This window comes from Vibrio sp. Vb2880 (assembly GCF_033337975.1).
Taxonomy (GTDB): Bacteria; Pseudomonadota; Gammaproteobacteria; order Enterobacterales; family Vibrionaceae; genus Vibrio; species Vibrio alginolyticus.
This window is the reverse complement of the sequence record NZ_JAWORT010000007.1, coordinates 233,853-249,322: the sequence shown is the minus strand read 5'-3', so window position 1 is coordinate 249,322 and position 15,470 is coordinate 233,853. Positions and strand designations below refer to the sequence as shown.

The following is a 15,470-nucleotide window of genomic DNA, read 5'->3' as shown; positions in this document are numbered from 1 at the left end:
AGTTCTTTTAGTTGTTGATTTCATAACACTCTCCAATTTTGGGGGTGGAAAGTGTCAACCTTATTTAGGACGGCACACCTAATACGAAAAAAGTCCGCAAGCTAGTGCGGACTTTTTATTGGAAAGCATTTAGCAATCTAGCGACAGTGCTAGTCAATCAATCCGTATTCTTTGCTCAGAACCTCGATGATTTCCGCTTTCGGATTCTCACTCAAATGAATCGGCTTGCCTGTAATCTTCTCGGCAATACCAATGTAAGTGCTCGAAATCGCCATCAAAGATTCGACGGGCAAAGCATTATCACGAGCGAGAGCTTCGCGCTCAGGCATACGTTCTTTGTTTAGCAAGATATCTGGGTCAGGGAAGTGGTTAAGTAGGAACTGGCGGAAACCTTCTTTTGAGTTCTCTACGATGTGACCTGCTTGGTACTCTTTAGCATCCCATATACGAGACGAGTCTGGTGTACCCACTTCATCCATGTAAATCAGCTTTTCATTGCCAGCAGCATCATGAACATAACCAAATTCGAATTTGGTATCGACAAAGATTTGGTCGATTTCTTCTAACGCTTGGCTGATAACGTTAAAGCCTTCTTTCAGCAATTTTTCGTAGAGTGCGATATCGTCAGCGCTTGAGAAGTTAAATGCTTCGTAGTTGTCTACGATGTTTTGACGAGTAATATTTACGTCATCCGCTTCTGGCACACCGGGAATGCCTTTTAGAATGCCTTTTGTGGATGGGGTCATTAGCAACTCTGGCAGTGCTTTGTCTTTTCCTAACCCTTCAGGAAGTTGGATTCCACAAAACTCGCGCTCGCCATTTGCGTAAGCGCGCCACATCGAACCCGTGATGTATTTGCGGCAGATGGCTTCGATTTTTACCGGTTTGGCTTTTTGTACAATCCAAACAAATGGGTGAGGAATGTCTAGAATATGGCTATCTGCTAAGCCATTTTCTTTGAACAGTTTGAACCAGTGATTAGAAATCGCATTAAGCGCAGCCCCTTTACCCGGGACACCATTAAGACCACCTTCAGCATGCCAAATACAATCGAATGCAGAGATTCGGTCGCTAATCACCATGATAGCCAAAGGCGCATCTGGAGCGACATTGTATCCTTTTTCTTTGATCAGTCGGGCGCTGTCTTCTTCAGTTAACCAGTAAACTGAACGAACTTTTCCACTATGAACGGGTTTATGGGTGCGAATTGGCAGGTCGTCATTGACGGCAAGTACTTGATTAGCAAGGCTCATTGCGACATTCCTATCATCTTAATCAAACGTCAGAAAGAGAAGATATTCAGCAAAATGTGGGCGCTGAATAAATCGAATGTGGGCATCATACCAGAACTATTTTAACTCGCCAGAGAAAAAGCAAACGTTTGCCTGTTTTCTTTAATACAAAAAAATGCCCCCTTAAAAAGGAGGCGAGATGCAGGATAGATAACGTCGAACTTATTAGTGGTACTTATTAACTCTGCCTTCGACGAAAAAGACTTCACACTGATAGCGCTGCGCCACGTCGCGCAGCATAGATTGATTCATAAGTGCAATTTTATTGGATGCGACAACAGCACTGGCATTACCTGATCGGATGGCTTTTATCACGATCTCGACTTCTGAAAGCTGTTGAGAGGGCTTCATTTGAATAACGTTTTTACAGCAAATATTAGAAGCAGTGAGTTGTTCAAAGTCTGGACGAGGGCAGTCTGCTGTAAACAAAATCCATTGTTTCTGCTGCGATAAAACAGCCAGCTTAGATAGAAGCTGATCCGAAACGGCCATGGGCTTAGTTGCTTGTGCCAATACGTTGTAGCGAGAGTATGTATGAGATTGACTTTGTAACTGCATCTTACTGTTCCTTTATACATGCTGTATGTGTATACAGTAGTTTGTTTTGGCGACCTGATCAACCAGTTTCTCAAAAGTTATTTGCGGTTTTTTGAAAAGGAAATAAAAGGATTTTACTTTAAGTAATTGAATTTATTTGTTTATTTTTCATTTCTGATATGTCTAACATCAATTTAAAAATGTGAGGTGAGTAGAAAGTTGGACGAGAGACATACAGGGGTTTACTACTGTATATACAGGTGTTTTTCACGGACAGTGGTTTGTATACAGTGGAAGAGGGCTGATAGCCGATGCGACATGCTATGTAGGATAGGAGGGAATACGAGATAGAGATTGGAAATAGGCTTGGGCGATCAAAAAAGCGCCTTATAAAAGGCGCTTTTGAAAATCAGTTCCATTGATTCCGTCTTGCTTAGCTCGCTCGTTGCAAACGTTCGCGCATTTGCAATTCGCCTTGGTTAAATAGGCGCACGTCGATTTTCGCCATATCGTAACAAGCTTTACATGAGTAGTGGTGCTTGCCATCTAAATAATCGTGACGAGTTACAAGACTAGGTTTTTTACACCAATCACAGGTGCCTTCTTCAGTGAACATTGATTTTCTCCCCACCTAGATTAATTTGAGTCGTTAGGTGTTATTTTGCGCCGGGCATTATGGCATAAAAGCGCGACTTAAGTTAAATGTCTGTTAATTTCTTTGAGAGGGAGATCGATTGCGGTGCTTGATTATATGGGAATAAAAGCATGGCAGCCAAAGTATCCTGACCTATTTTTACTGTTTTGTAACATTTTGTGAGACGAGCTTAAAGGCATGATTGAGTCGCTTCATTTCTTCTTCACTGCCCCTTGTGTCAGGATGATAAAGCTTTGATAATTGTCTATAGCGTAGCTTGATTGCCTGTAAATCAGGGATGGTTTGTGGTGTGTAGCCAAACATAGCACACGCGACGCTTAGCTTATGGTTTTCTGCCTGAGTTTTGGGTTTCTTAAATTCTCTGAATACTTTCTCTAACTGACGCTTCAGTTGCTTGTTCGTAAACTCTAGCTCTTTTATTTTTTCCGCCATTCGTTGATTTTGGCTTTCCTCTTTGGCTTCACGCGCTTTTCTATTCTGCTTAAGTTTTTTGATCGCGAGGAAACTTAAGCCGCTGATGATGAGGATCGCCGCTAGCCAAATCAGCCATAGAAACTGCGAGTGTTTTACTTTGGGGGTTGCAACTGTGCTTTTCTCTTCTTGTGTTTGCTCTGCTTTTTTATCGAGCGACTTTATTTGCGAGACTTGTTTAGCTCGTAGTTGGTTGAAGCGCAGCTCTAACAGTTGATTATAAGCTTGTTCTGCTGCTGGATTATGCTGAGAAGCCATTTGATACAAGGCTTCAGTCAATTGAGAAGTTGTGACCTTACCTGGATTGCGCTGAATAAAATCGGCGAGAAGAAAGCCACGATCGGTTGGGTCATTGAGTGCGATAGAGGTTAGCCAATATAACGCTTGTGTTTCATTTTTTTCGCCATTTATCCCTTTAGCAAAGTCGTTCGCGAGCTGTTTTTGCGCAGGGAGGTAACCTTGGTTGGCGGATTGCTCTAGCCAGTAGCGTGTTTCTGGTGAGGCTTCAGCTTCGTTTGATGCCAATAATTGTTGTGCGTACTCGTATTGTTCGATGGGGTCATTTGGAGCTTGAGAGGCAAGTGAGTAGCCAGAAAAGCTGAGGCTAAATAAGCAGAGTAGGGCAGACGTTTTGACAGACATTAATATGTCAGGCCTAACGATAATGGTTAGGCCTGCTCCGGTAATTTTTTATTATTACCGTTATGGTGCAACCAAATTACTTCAGTGGCAAGATCTGGATTTCAACACGACGGTTGCACGCACGACCTTCAGAAGTTTGGTTTGAGCAAATTGGGTTACGTTCGCCGTAGCCGCGTGCAATTGCACGACCAGGTGCAACGTTTTGAGATACTAGGAATTGACGTACGGACTCTGCACGGCGCTCTGACAACGTTTGGTTGTATGACTCACTACCTGTGCTATCCGTGTAACCGTCAATAACGAGACTGGTATCTGGGTACTCAACTAGGATGCGAGCAACACCGCGTAGAGTATTATGGATACTAGCATCAAGCTGGTAAGAGCTTGAAGAGAAGCCGATACCGTTTTCCATACGCAGTAAAAGCTGATTTTCACCAACACGCTGAACTTGTACGCCAGAGTTTAGCAAAGCGCGACGTAATTCCGCTTCTTGTTGGTCAAAGTAGTAACCAACGCCAGCGCCAGTCGCTCCGCCTGCGGCTGCACCAATGAGTGCATGCTGACGACGTTCTTTAGCATCATCACCCGTTGCTAGGCCGATTGCTGCGCCAGCGATCGCACCAATAAGCGCGCCTTGCGTGGTGGAGTTAGTTTCGTATTCACCCGTTGTTGCATTTTGGCGTTGAGTGGCTTGACAGCCAGTAAGAGCTAGCACTAGAGCTAGTGCAATAGGCATCTTTTTCAAGGGAAAATCTCCGTATAAAACTGAGGCGAAACCATGCCTCATAATGGGATGCGAATTATGAATAAACAAGCATTAATATTTGTTATGAGAAAGTAAGATTGATAAGAGTTTCTGTAAGAAAATTCCTATCAATACTGCCAAAGCTCTCAAAGTAAGCCCCATAGACATCGAAGTCATTGCTGCTTATGTGAATCCTTTACTATCCTGGCTATTTCGATGAATCGCCCAACATTTTGCGTGCTTGTTCGCCGCCCACTCCACGGTTAACTGAAACCTTTCTACCTTTCTTTAAGCCCACTTCGTAGTCTTCAGTTAGGTTTTTCATCGCTTCTTTCAATTGCTTCTTGAACGTTTCGCGGTCAATGTTTTGGAATTCTTTATCAATATAGTCATTAATTTTATTGGCCGACTCTTCATCTGGAGAAATAATTGGCAATTTTTCAATCGCGCCTTCCACCCAGCCAGATACAAATGAGTTCACACGGCGAGTCACTTCCTGAGAAGAGGTGCCTGTGCCAGCAAAGCTGTTTCGGAATTGTCCGGTACTTTCGTTCATCTCGCGATAAACAATATCGAAAGCAAATGCAGCAAAAATAGCGCGATCTGCTTCACCGATAAATTCGACACGTTTGAGCCCTTTGTGATTCAACAATACTGCTTCGACACCGAATTTTGTGTTAATGCCGCGAATCACTCGCAATATGGTAGAACTGATGTTCGCTGGTAGCAGATGAGAAGATTGTGTTTTTCCCATTCTGATGAACTCAATATCGTCTTTATCGAGACCATATTTAAGCATGAGGCGATGTGCCATTTTGATAGCATTGGCAGCCTCATTAACATTAGCGGAATTGCCCAGTTCTAAGCACTTGGCGATTTTTTTCAGAGCTTTTTGTTTATCCATCGACAACCAGTAACGAAAGCAGAAAATTTATGAAGTCAGACATATTACCTTTTTTGACATAAAAACGAAATACAAGGTGGGACTGAAGATAATTTCTGCACATAAAAAGAAGCCTCGCATTAAGCGAGGCTGGCGTTTTAGTTCGTCGTAATCAGTATGAAGTCGTACTTGTGTCTAAGAAGCCATTCTTCATTAAGATTCGTTAGAATTACAACCCGAGCTGGTTGAGCAAGTCATCGGCATCATCGTTTGAACCCGACGATTTAGATTCTTTCTCAGCCAACTGTTTACGTGTTGCCTCTAAAATGTCGTCTGGGTTTTCGTCTTCAGCAACTTCAAACTCTTCCAGTTGGATGAACTCAGTTTTATCCATTGCTAGCTCGAGATAGAAAATATTGTTGTTTTCGGTGGAGAACGTCACTCTGCGCGCTTGAGGGCGGTCAAGGTTGGTATCAACTTGTAAGATAACTTGCTTATTCAGCGCCAGCATTTTTGGTTGGTTTTGTGTGATGTTCGTTTGCAGGTCTTTACGAATTTTATTAGTGAAGTCTCCGACCAGTTGATTCATGAGTTCACCCAGAACATCGCCTACCTCGTCAGAAGTATGAGATATTGCCAGCTCTTCTTCTGGCATGCCCATATTACGCATGTAGTTGGTGTAGATCTCCAGTGCGGCTTTTGCCGTAAAATTAATCACAACTAGCCCGGTAAATCCGCCATCAAACAGAACAAAACAGCCAAAATCTGGTTTGAGGCTAGTCTTGTGGATTTTTTGCACCATTGCTGAATAATTTACTTGAGAAGATGTCGCCGAAGTAAGTACGCCAGAAACAGACTGGCAAAGTTTGAGAAGGATATCTTCAGTGGTCACAATTTTATTTTTTTTCATTCTGAAAACTCATCTAGAAACGCGATTCGTTCCCCAATGTAAGGCATCAAGCGTGAAAAAATAAAGCATAAGTTTAATTATTGTATCGAGATTCTGATTTGCTCGTCTTTTTAAATGTTGTAAAGTGACGAAATTCAAAGAGTATTACTTCACTAACTCTTTTGTGGTGTTTTTTTTCGCTTAGCGCCAATTTGTATGAGAAGTGAGCAAATAATTACACAACCCGCAGCTGATCGGATCAGCGTCGTAGGGGCAGGAAGCAAATGTTACCAAGATTACACTCGCAAACTGATGTCGATCCTCTTGTTCTTAGTTTTCTGAAAGAGCTTGAGCACGCCGGATTCACTGGCGATATCGAAAGCCAATATTCAAGCCGACTAGCGGTTGCCACTGACAACAGTGTTTACCAGCAACTTCCTCAGTCTGTCGTTCATCCCAAAACGACAGAAGATGTTTCTCTCCTCGGGAAACTGAGCAATAAAGAAAAGTACGAACGAATTACCTTTTCACCTCGTGGTGGCGGCACAGGGACCAATGGTCAGTCGCTAACCAAAGGTATTGTGGTGGATATGTCTCGTCACATGAACAAAGTGCTTGAGATTAATGAGAAAGAAGGCTGGGTTCGTGTACAAACTGGTGTAGTGAAAGACCAGTTAAATGACGCTGTTCGCCCTTATGGCTACTTCTTCTCTCCAGACTTATCTACCAGTAACCGTGCAACGATTGGCGGCATGGTCAACACCGATGCTTCTGGTCAAGGTTCTCTGAAATACGGAAAAACATCCGATCATGTTTTGTCGCTACAAGCGGTGTTTGCTGATGGTTCAATTTTAGAGTCGGACTTGTCTCATGGTTACCCAAAAGAAGGCGAGTTTGCTGCCAAGGCGCTACGTGTAACGGAATCCGTATGTCGTGAAAAACGCCAGCAGATCGTAGATAAGTTTCCTCCTCTTAACCGATTTTTAACGGGCTACGATTTAAAAAATGCCTTGAATGAAGACGGTGACCGTTTCGATATCACACGAGTACTGTGCGGCGCTGAAGGTTCATTGGCATTCATTACCGAAGCGAAGCTTAACCTGACGCCAATTCCGAAAGCGCGTACTTTGGTTAACGTTAAATACAACAGCTTTGATTCGGCACTGCGTAATGCACCGTTTATGGTAGAAGCGAAGGCGTTGTCTGTAGAAACCGTTGACTCAAAAGTGCTTAATCTCGCGAAGCAAGATATCGTTTGGCACACCGTGAGCGATTTACTTACCGATGTTCCAAATAAAGAGATGCTTGGCATCAATATGGTGGAATACGCAGGTCAGGACGAAGAGGAAGTTGCTGCTCAGGTTGCAGCATTGACCGCCAAGCTCGATACCATGTTGGAAACAGAAGAAGCGGGCATTATCGGCTACCAAGTTTGTAACGATGTAGCGAGCATTGGGCGTATTTACAACATGCGTAAAAAAGCGGTGGGTTTGTTAGGCGCAGCAAAAGGTCGTGCTAAACCGGTCGCATTCGCTGAAGATACTTGTGTGCCACCAGAAAACCTGGCGGACTTCATTGTGGAGTTTCGAGAACTGTTAGACAGCAAGTCTCTGAATTACGGCATGTTTGGTCACGTCGATGCTGGGGTGCTTCACGTACGTCCTGCGTTGGATTTGTGTGACCCGCACCAAGAAGCATTGATGCACGAAGTTTCTGATGAAGTGGTTAAGCTGGTGGCGAAATACGGCGGTTTGATGTGGGGTGAACACGGCAAAGGTTTCCGTTCAGAATATGGCCCTGAGTTTTTCGGTGATGAGTTGTTTACTGAACTGAGACGTGTGAAAGCGGCATTCGATCCACACAACAAAATGAACCCGGGCAAAATCTGTACACCGCTGGATAGTGATGCAGAGCTTGTCAAAGTTACCGATACCAAACGTGGTTACTATGACCGTCAGATTGACGTTCAAGTACGTGACAGCTTTAAACAAGCGATGGAATGTAACGGTAACGGTTTGTGTTTTAACTACGATACCAGCTCGCCAATGTGTCCATCGATGAAAGTAACAGCCGATCGTCGTCATTCACCGAAAGGTCGTGCGGGTTTGGTTCGCGAGTGGTTGCGTCAGCTTACTGAGCAAGGCATTGATATTCTTGACTTAGAAAAGCAAACACTAGAAAACAAAACATCAATCAAAACCATGATTGACCGCGTACGTCATTCTATCAATCGTCGTCACGAGTATGACTTCTCTCACGAAGTGTATGAAGCGATGAATGGTTGTTTGGCGTGTAAAGCGTGTGCGAGTCAGTGTCCGATTAAAGTCGATGTTCCGAGCTTTCGCTCGCGCTTTTTAAACATCTATCACTCTCGTTACCAACGTCCTGCAAAAGACTATCTGGTTGCCAACATTGAGACTATGCTGCCGATGATGGCGAAAGCGCCAGGTGTCGTAAATGGTGTTTTGAAGCAGTCGTGGGTGAAAAGTTTAACGGCATCTACGGTCGGGTATGTCGATGCGCCGTTGTTATCAGTACCCACCTTGAAACAACGAGTAGAGTCGCTGACAACGCCTTATGATCTGCAAGCGCTCAGTGGTTTGTCTTCGTCTGAAAAGAGCAAGCATGTTTTAATTGTTCAAGACCCATTCACTAGTTACTACGACGCTGATGTCGTTGAAGACTTCGTTAAGTTATTGAAAAAGCTGGGTATGAATCCGGTGCTTCTGCCGTTTAAGCCGAATGGTAAAGCACAACACATTAAAGGGTTTTTACGTCAGTTTAAGGACACAGCAGCCGACACAGCGAAGTTCTTGGCGATGGTAGCGGATTTGGATATCCCATTAGTTGGCGTCGATCCTGCTTTGGTGCTGTGTTATCGAGATGAATACGCTGAAGTGCTTGGCAGTAAGCGAGGTAATTTCGATGTACTAACAGCCCACGAATGGCTTTACCCAAGACTAGAAGCGTTTGAAAGCGGAGAGCATAAGGCGCAGGAACCTTGGTATCTGTTTGCTCACTGTACTGAGAAAACCAAAATGCCAAATGCGGAAAAAGAGTGGGGCGCTATTTTTGCTCACTTTGGTGCAGTTTTGAATACGGTACCTGTTGGTTGTTGTGGTATGGCGGGTACGTTTGGTCATGAGGTTGATAAGTTGTCGATGTCGAAAGACATTTACAATTTAAGCTGGAAGCCGAGCTTAGATAAGTTGGATAACGAGAGATGTTTGATTACAGGCTATTCTTGCCGCAGCCAAGTTAAACGCTTTGAAGGAACGAAGCCCAAGCATCCCGTTCAGGCGCTGTTAACTTTGTTGTAATCGGACTAAATCAAGCCCAGTTTTACTGGGCTTTTTAGAAACCGTATTTAGACCCTTTCAAAGGATATGAATCTTGAGAAAACTTGAACTCAAAGTCCCACCTGTTGTGGTGTTTTTGCTAGTCATACCTTTGATGTACGGACTTAAAGTTTTGACGCCGAGCATGAACATTCGAGTACCCTTTGTTGAATTTGTAGTAGGTGTATTAACTTTGTTGTCTGGCTACATGGGCATTGCTGGCGTGTATGAATTTCGCAAAGTAAAAACCACAGTGAACCCAGTAAAACCTGAAGCGGCATCTTCTGTTGTAAGAACTGGTGTGTTTGCCTTTTCACGCAACCCTATGTACACGGCATTATTGCTTCTAATCATAGCAACTGGTTTGTGGTGGCAGCACTTGAGTGTGGTGCTTTGTGGCGTGATATTTGTCAGTTATATGAATCGGTTTCAAATCAAGCCTGAGGAACGCGTTTTAGAGCGATTGTTTGGTGAAGAGTATGTGGATTATAAAAACCATGTTCGTCGTTGGCTCTAAACATTGCGTTTAGTTTTGTTTGGATGAGACATAAAAAGAAAGCCCAACGGTCGACGTTGGGCTTTCTTTTAGTAAACACGTTTTTTGTGCGCTTCTGATAGGGCAGTCGACTAGGCTGCCTTAACGAACTTTGCTAGGAATGCATCCTTACGTTCATTAAAGCGGCGTACAAGGTCGTCAACCGCTTCTTGGTCATATGGCTTCAAGCCACTTGCAACCATGCGCTTAATACCTTTACCAACGACTTCACCGTCTTCTTTGAACGCAAAGTTTAAGGTGACTACACCTCGTTTTCCTTCTACGTCGAATGTTGCGCCAGTGAAATCCACCTCTGGATGCGTAAGGTCTAAGCGTGAAAATTCGACTTCCATGCTTTCATAAATAACTAATGGACGCTGGCAGTTAATCATCATTTGCTTCTCTTCCATAAGAGGAACCATGATGTGAGGGAAGTTCATACCAGAAAATTGCACGTAATTTGTCACTACATGCTCAATAAATGCCGGATCGTGGTTAGTTTCACCTTCACGGGACATGTGTAAGTATTCTTTACCTGCCTCGTCAACAACAGCGCTTTCTTTGTCACACTTATTTTCAATATGAAGTGCTACACCATCGTTTACCATGCCAGAGAAGTTAAAACGCATCTTTTGGCTAACGCCTTCTTTACTAAGAAGCACAGCGAAAAGTAAATCTCCAGGGACACAAAAGCGTTTGTTGTCTTCATCATGAATTGGGTTGTAGTCACCTGCGACACGTTTTGCAAAGTGGCTTGCTTGTTCGCGAGTGAACTGAAACTGGTGATTAGTGTTTGAAAAATAAGGTGTTAGAAACATAATTTTTACGTAGTAACCAAAACTGTGTGGGATTATATGCGAATATCTGCGTAGCAATGGTCCATCCAGTGAAAACTTCACCGTATCCTAACAATAAGACACTATTTCGGCGGATAAACCGTTAAAAACGCATACTTTAGCAACGCTTTTATTTGTGAAAACAATAAACAACGACCTTTTCGCTCGCCTATCTTTTAAAGTATAGCCATCAAAGTAGACAGGCGTTCATAAATAGTGCCATCAACATGTTTAATCGTATGTAAAAAGGCTCCACGCTGAACGTAGAGCCTTCAAGTCATTATCTGTTTATTCGATGAAATGCCAGTTATGCTTGGTTATTGAACACTTGGTAACAAGCTCTCTGGCATGAGCGTGTTGTGAATAGCCAGCTTAAGCAGAGTATTTGCCTGTTCAATGTCTGGAGCAAAGTAGCGATCTTTATCGTAGAACGATACTTTTTCACGCAACATTTGTTTCGCAATCTCAATACGCTCAGAGGACTTGTTTGGCGCTCTAAAGTCTAGGCCTTGTGCTGCTGAGAGGTATTCGACAGCCAGAATACCGCGAGTGTTTTCGCCCATTTCTTTCAATCTGCGAGCCGCGAATGTTGCCATTGAGACGTGATCTTCTTGGTTTGCAGATGTTGGCAAGCTGTCTACTGACGCTGGGTGAGCGAGCGTTTTGTTTTCACTTGCTAACGCAGCAGAGGTCACCTGAGCGATCATGAAACCAGAGTTCACACCACCATTGTCGACTAAGAACGGTGGCAGTTTTGATAGCGCGCTATCGATAAGTAATGCCATACGACGTTCAGACAAGCTGCCGATCTCGGCAATCGCAAGTGCTAGGTTGTCGGCTGCCATTGCAACAGGCTCCGCGTGGAAGTTACCGCCAGAGATGATGTCACCATCTTCAGCAAACACCAACGGATTATCTGATACGGAGTTCGCTTCTACTTGTAATACTTCCGCCGCATTGCGGATTTGCTGTAAACACGCACCCATCACTTGAGGCTGACAGCGCAAAGAATACGGGTCTTGTACTTTTTCACAGTTAGTGTGCGAATCACCTATTTCACTCGATGTGTCTAACAAATGACGGTATGCGAGTGCTGCGTCCATTTGGCTGCGATGACCACGTACACGGTGAATGCGCGGATCGAATGGACGTCGGCTGCCGAGAGCGGCTTCAACAGACATTGCACCACAAACGGTTGCTGACGCGAAAAGGTCTTCCGCGATAAACAGGCCTTCCAATGCGAACGCTGTGGATGCCTGAGTCCCATTTAGTAGCGCTAAGCCTTCTTTTGGCGCCAGAGTGATAGGCTCTAGACCTGCGATTTTTAATGCTTCTTGCCCGGAAATGATATTACCGTTGTGGCGAGCTTGCCCTTCTCCCAGTAATACTGTGCTCATATGGGCTAGAGGAGCTAAGTCACCTGATGCGCCAACAGAGCCCTTTTTAGGTACGCAAGGGTAAACTTGTGCGTTGACTAGGTCGGTCAGCATATTAATGACTTTTAGGCGAATCCCAGAAAAGCCACGAGACAGACTATTGATTTTTAATACCATCATCAGACGAACCGTTTCATCTGACATAAACTCACCGATACCTGCCGCATGAGAAAGAACGATACTGCGTTGCAGTGTTTCTAAATCTTCTGGTGCTATTCGTGTGTTAGCCAATAGCCCAAAACCAGTGTTAATTCCGTAAACCGTTCGATCTTCCGCGATGACTCGGTCTACGACCTGTGTGCTTTCTTCAATGGCCGGAATGGCTTCAGGATCCAAAGTAAGGTTGACTGGTGAACGGCTCACTTGGCGTAGTTCGTTTAAGCTAATATGACCTGGCTTTAGCGTTAAATTTAACATCTCTTTCATCCTTACTTGAGCTTCTTCAGTTCTTCGTTGAGCATTGGCAAATCTAGCCCTTGCTCTGCTGCACATTGTTTAGCGATATCGTATCCCGCATCAGCATGACGCATCACGCCTGTTGCTGGGTCGTTATGCAGCACGCGGGCAATACGTTGTGAGGCATCTTCACTGCCGTCACAGCAGATAACCATACCTGAGTGTTGCGAGAAGCCCATACCTACGCCACCACCGTGGTGCAGTGAAACCCAAGTTGCGCCGCCCGCCGTGTTGAGTAGCGCGTTTAATAATGGCCAGTCTGATACGGCGTCAGAACCGTCCATCATACCTTCGGTTTCACGGTTCGGGCTTGCTACAGAGCCAGAATCTAAGTGATCTCGACCAATGACAACGGGCGCTTTAAGTTCGCCATTTTTTACCATTTCGTTGAATGCTTGACCAAGACGCTCACGATCTTTAAGACCAACCCAGCAAATACGCGCAGGTAAACCTTGGAACTGGATGCGTTCGCGAGCCATATCTAGCCAGTTATGTAAGTGCGGATTATCTGGAATTAGCTCTTTTACTTTTTGGTCGGTTTTATAAATGTCCTCAGGATCGCCAGAGAGAGCAGCCCAACGGAAAGGACCGATACCTTCACAGAATAGAGGACGAATGTAGGCTGGAACGAAGCCAGGGAAATCAAATGCGTTTTCTACGCCTTCTTCCAAGGCCATCTGGCGGATGTTGTTACCGTAGTCGAGTGTTGCGGCGCCGCGATTTTGCAGCTCTAACATCGCTTGAACTTGCACAGCCATGGATTTTTTCGCTGCTTTTACGACCATTGCTTCATCTTGCAAACGCATTTCTGCTGCGTGAGACATGCTCCAGCCTTGTGGTAAATAGCCATTGAGCGGGTCGTGTGCAGACGTTTGGTCTGTTACGACATCAGGCGTGATATTACGTTCTACTAGCTCAGAGAAAACGTCTGCTGCATTACCTAGTAGACCAACCGATACTGGTGTGTCTGACTCTTTAATGATAGCTAGCGCTTCATCTAAAGAAGTCGCTTTCTTATCGACATAGCCTGTACGTAGGCGGTAATCGATACGTGATTCATCACACTCTACTGCAATCATGGAGAAGCCCGCCATTGTACCAGCGAGAGGTTGAGCACCACCCATGCCACCAAGACCACCTGTTAGAATCCAACGGCCCTTTGCTTCACCGTCAAAGTGTTTTTTTGCAACAGATACGAACGTTTCGTATGTGCCTTGTACGATACCTTGCGAGCCAATGTATATCCAGCTGCCAGCGGTCATTTGGCCGTACATCATCAAGCCTTGTTTATCGAGCTCGTTGAAGTGTTCCCAGTTTGCCCAATGCGGAACAAGGTTTGAGTTTGCGATAAGCACGCGTGGAGCATTTTTATGGGTAGGGAAAACACCAACAGGCTTGCCTGATTGAACTAAAAGCGTTTGGTCATCTTCGAGTCTTTCAAGTACTTCAACAATCTTGTCGTAACATTCCCAGTTTCGCGCTGCTCGGCCAATGCCGCCATATACAACCAGTGAATGTGGATGTTCTGCAACATCAGGATCAAGGTTGTTCATCAGCATACGAAGAGGGGCTTCGGTTAGCCAAGATTTTGCGTGCAGTTTATCTCCGTGAGGTGCACGAATTGTTCTGCTTGTATCAAGTCGTGGATCTTGTCCCTGGCGCTGTGTCATTTCAGACTCCTTTAGTTTCTCGTGATGACCAAGTACTTGCTTGGTCGTAATAATCAGTGGCATCTGGGATGCATTATGGTTTGTGCTGTTTTTCCGCCATTGCGTTGGCGATATCCCAACACAAACGGGCAGCTAATCGTGCTGTTTGACTATCGAAGTCATAATTTGGGTTGTATTCGGCGATATCAGCCAGCATTAACTTATTTTTGTAATGAAGAATTCGATCTAAAAAGGGGGCAATTGTGTCGTAACTCACTCCCCGAGCTGCTGGTGCGCTGACTCCAGGTGCGGTTGCAGCAGGGAATACATCCAGATCAATAGTCAAATAGAGGTAGTCACAGTCGTCAATAAAATGCTGAAGCTGAGTTAAGTGATAACTGTGGTTTAAGTAGCAGAGCTGATTGTCCTCTACATACCAAACATTTAACGCATCTGCTTTTTCAAATAGCGCTTTAGTGTTGCTACTGCGGCTTACACCAATACAAGCGTAATGAAAGTCCCAATCGTTACGTTGACAAAAATGGTGAATTTGGTTGAAGGGTGTACCAGAGCTCGGTCTTATGTCGGCGAGGTTACTCTCGAATGCGCGCAAATCGAAATGCGCATCGAAATTGATAATGCCGATTTTAGGCTTCTTCTCTGGATGGTGCGCTTTAAAATATTCCGCTAAGCCGGAAAACGAGGCCCACGCAATCTCATGCCCACCACCCAGCACGATGACTGGCGTATGGGGCAGTGCGCTTGAAATGGTTGCTGCACATAGAGCTTGGCTCTCTTCCAGTAAGTCGTCTTCACACACCACAGTACCTAAGTCATATAGTGGGGCGTCTTGGTGCCATGCTAAATTAGCGAGTGCTCGTCGGATTAAGTCAGGCGCTTTTTTCGCGCCAATGCGTCCTTTGTTTCTCGCAACGCCAGCGTCGGTAGCAAAACCGAGTAATGAGACGCCATGCGCAACGGCACTCAACTCATCTGCTTTTTGGCGTTGAACAACGTGATGAATTCGCTGACCAAGCTTGCCGTCCTCGGCATCATGACGGCCTTGCCAATGAAATAGGGGAGAGTGTAGGTCGAATTGAGACATA

The 15,470-nt window shown here is 44.8% G+C and carries 13 protein-coding genes; 2 read left to right on the top strand and 11 right to left on the bottom strand.

The genetic code is table 11. The features are described from left to right. Positions 1-149: 149 nt before the first annotated feature. From R7M92_RS10780 to R7M92_RS10750, 7 genes are all read right to left on the bottom strand, one after another. Complete coding sequence (locus R7M92_RS10780) at positions 150-1,253, bottom strand: phosphoribosylaminoimidazolesuccinocarboxamide synthase (protein WP_005377963.1); 1,104 nt, start codon at positions 1,251-1,253, stop codon at positions 150-152. 204 nt (positions 1,254-1,457) lie between these two features. Continuing rightward, positions 1,458-1,850: a SulA-like leucine-rich domain-containing protein gene (locus tag R7M92_RS10775; protein ID WP_017820828.1), complete on the bottom strand. Its 393-nt coding sequence runs from the start codon at positions 1,848-1,850 to the stop codon at positions 1,458-1,460. Positions 1,851-2,262: 412 nt separating this feature from the next. After that, positions 2,263-2,445: a hypothetical protein gene (locus R7M92_RS10770; protein ID WP_005377960.1), complete on the bottom strand. Its 183-nt coding sequence runs from the start codon at positions 2,443-2,445 to the stop codon at positions 2,263-2,265. Between the two features lie 177 nt (positions 2,446-2,622). Next, positions 2,623-3,597, bottom strand: coding sequence for a J domain-containing protein (locus R7M92_RS10765; RefSeq protein ID WP_318133352.1), 975 nt, complete (start codon positions 3,595-3,597; stop codon positions 2,623-2,625). Between the two features lie 76 nt (positions 3,598-3,673). Continuing rightward, positions 3,674-4,333 (bottom strand): OmpA family protein, encoded by a 660-nt coding sequence (locus R7M92_RS10760; RefSeq protein WP_005377956.1) that lies wholly within the window; start codon positions 4,331-4,333, stop codon positions 3,674-3,676. A 217-nt stretch (positions 4,334-4,550) separates the two neighbouring features. Continuing rightward, positions 4,551-5,246 carry a DUF2786 domain-containing protein gene (locus tag R7M92_RS10755; RefSeq protein ID WP_005377954.1) on the bottom strand — a complete coding sequence of 232 codons (696 nt, stop codon included), beginning with the start codon at positions 5,244-5,246 and terminating at the stop codon, positions 4,551-4,553. A gap of 208 nt (positions 5,247-5,454) precedes the next feature. Further along, positions 5,455-6,135, bottom strand: coding sequence for a DUF3334 family protein (locus R7M92_RS10750; protein ID WP_005388843.1), 681 nt, complete (start codon positions 6,133-6,135; stop codon positions 5,455-5,457). Between the two features lie 263 nt (positions 6,136-6,398). Here R7M92_RS10750 and R7M92_RS10745 point away from each other — a divergent pair, with 263 nt between their 5' ends. Further along, the gene (locus R7M92_RS10745) at positions 6,399-9,434 is read left to right on the top strand and encodes an FAD-binding and (Fe-S)-binding domain-containing protein (RefSeq protein ID WP_256902860.1); all 3,036 of its coding nucleotides are present in this window, start codon (positions 6,399-6,401) and stop codon (positions 9,432-9,434) included. Between the two features lie 73 nt (positions 9,435-9,507). Next, positions 9,508-9,969, top strand: a complete 462-nt coding sequence (locus R7M92_RS10740) for a methyltransferase family protein (protein WP_262606583.1) — start codon at positions 9,508-9,510, stop codon at positions 9,967-9,969. A 110-nt stretch (positions 9,970-10,079) separates the two neighbouring features. Here the strand turns inward: R7M92_RS10740 and R7M92_RS10735 are convergent, their stop codons facing one another. The 4 genes from R7M92_RS10735 to hutG form a co-directional block, all read right to left on the bottom strand. After that, positions 10,080-10,805, bottom strand: a complete 726-nt coding sequence (locus R7M92_RS10735) for a DUF3581 domain-containing protein (RefSeq protein WP_017821813.1) — start codon at positions 10,803-10,805, stop codon at positions 10,080-10,082. A 335-nt stretch (positions 10,806-11,140) separates the two neighbouring features. Continuing rightward, on the bottom strand, positions 11,141-12,676 hold the full coding sequence (gene hutH / locus R7M92_RS10730) for a histidine ammonia-lyase (protein ID WP_017634855.1): 1,536 nt from the start codon (positions 12,674-12,676) through the stop codon (positions 11,141-11,143). Between the two features lie 11 nt (positions 12,677-12,687). Then, positions 12,688-14,385, bottom strand: a complete 1,698-nt coding sequence (hutU, locus tag R7M92_RS10725) for a urocanate hydratase (protein ID WP_318133350.1) — start codon at positions 14,383-14,385, stop codon at positions 12,688-12,690. 73 nt (positions 14,386-14,458) lie between these two features. Beyond that, a complete protein-coding gene (gene hutG / locus R7M92_RS10720; protein WP_262606582.1) occupies positions 14,459-15,469 on the bottom strand; it encodes a formimidoylglutamase in 1,011 nt (336 codons plus the stop codon). Position 15,470: the final 1 nt, after the last annotated feature.

Bases quoted from the DNA above. Each gene is read 5' to 3' on its own strand.
- R7M92_RS10750 (WP_005388843.1), bottom strand. From the start codon at position 6,135: ATGAAAAAAAATAAAATTGTGACCACTGAAGATATCCTTCTCAAACTT.
- hutG (WP_262606582.1), bottom strand. From the start codon at position 15,469: ATGTCTCAATTCGACCTACACTCTCCCCTATTTCATTGGCAAGGCCGT.
- R7M92_RS10755 (WP_005377954.1), bottom strand. From the start codon at position 5,246: ATGGATAAACAAAAAGCTCTGAAAAAAATCGCCAAGTGCTTAGAACTG.
- R7M92_RS10765 (WP_318133352.1), bottom strand. From the start codon at position 3,597: ATGTCTGTCAAAACGTCTGCCCTACTCTGCTTATTTAGCCTCAGCTTT.
- hutU (WP_318133350.1), bottom strand. From the start codon at position 14,385: ATGACACAGCGCCAGGGACAAGATCCACGACTTGATACAAGCAGAACA.
- R7M92_RS10760 (WP_005377956.1), bottom strand. From the start codon at position 4,333: ATGCCTATTGCACTAGCTCTAGTGCTAGCTCTTACTGGCTGTCAAGCC.
- R7M92_RS10735 (WP_017821813.1), bottom strand. From the start codon at position 10,805: ATGTTTCTAACACCTTATTTTTCAAACACTAATCACCAGTTTCAGTTC.
- R7M92_RS10780 (WP_005377963.1), bottom strand. From the start codon at position 1,253: ATGAGCCTTGCTAATCAAGTACTTGCCGTCAATGACGACCTGCCAATT.
- hutH (WP_017634855.1), bottom strand. From the start codon at position 12,676: ATGTTAAATTTAACGCTAAAGCCAGGTCATATTAGCTTAAACGAACTA.
- R7M92_RS10745 (WP_256902860.1), top strand. From the start codon at position 6,399: ATGTTACCAAGATTACACTCGCAAACTGATGTCGATCCTCTTGTTCTT.
- R7M92_RS10770 (WP_005377960.1), bottom strand. From the start codon at position 2,445: ATGTTCACTGAAGAAGGCACCTGTGATTGGTGTAAAAAACCTAGTCTT.
- R7M92_RS10775 (WP_017820828.1), bottom strand. From the start codon at position 1,850: ATGCAGTTACAAAGTCAATCTCATACATACTCTCGCTACAACGTATTG.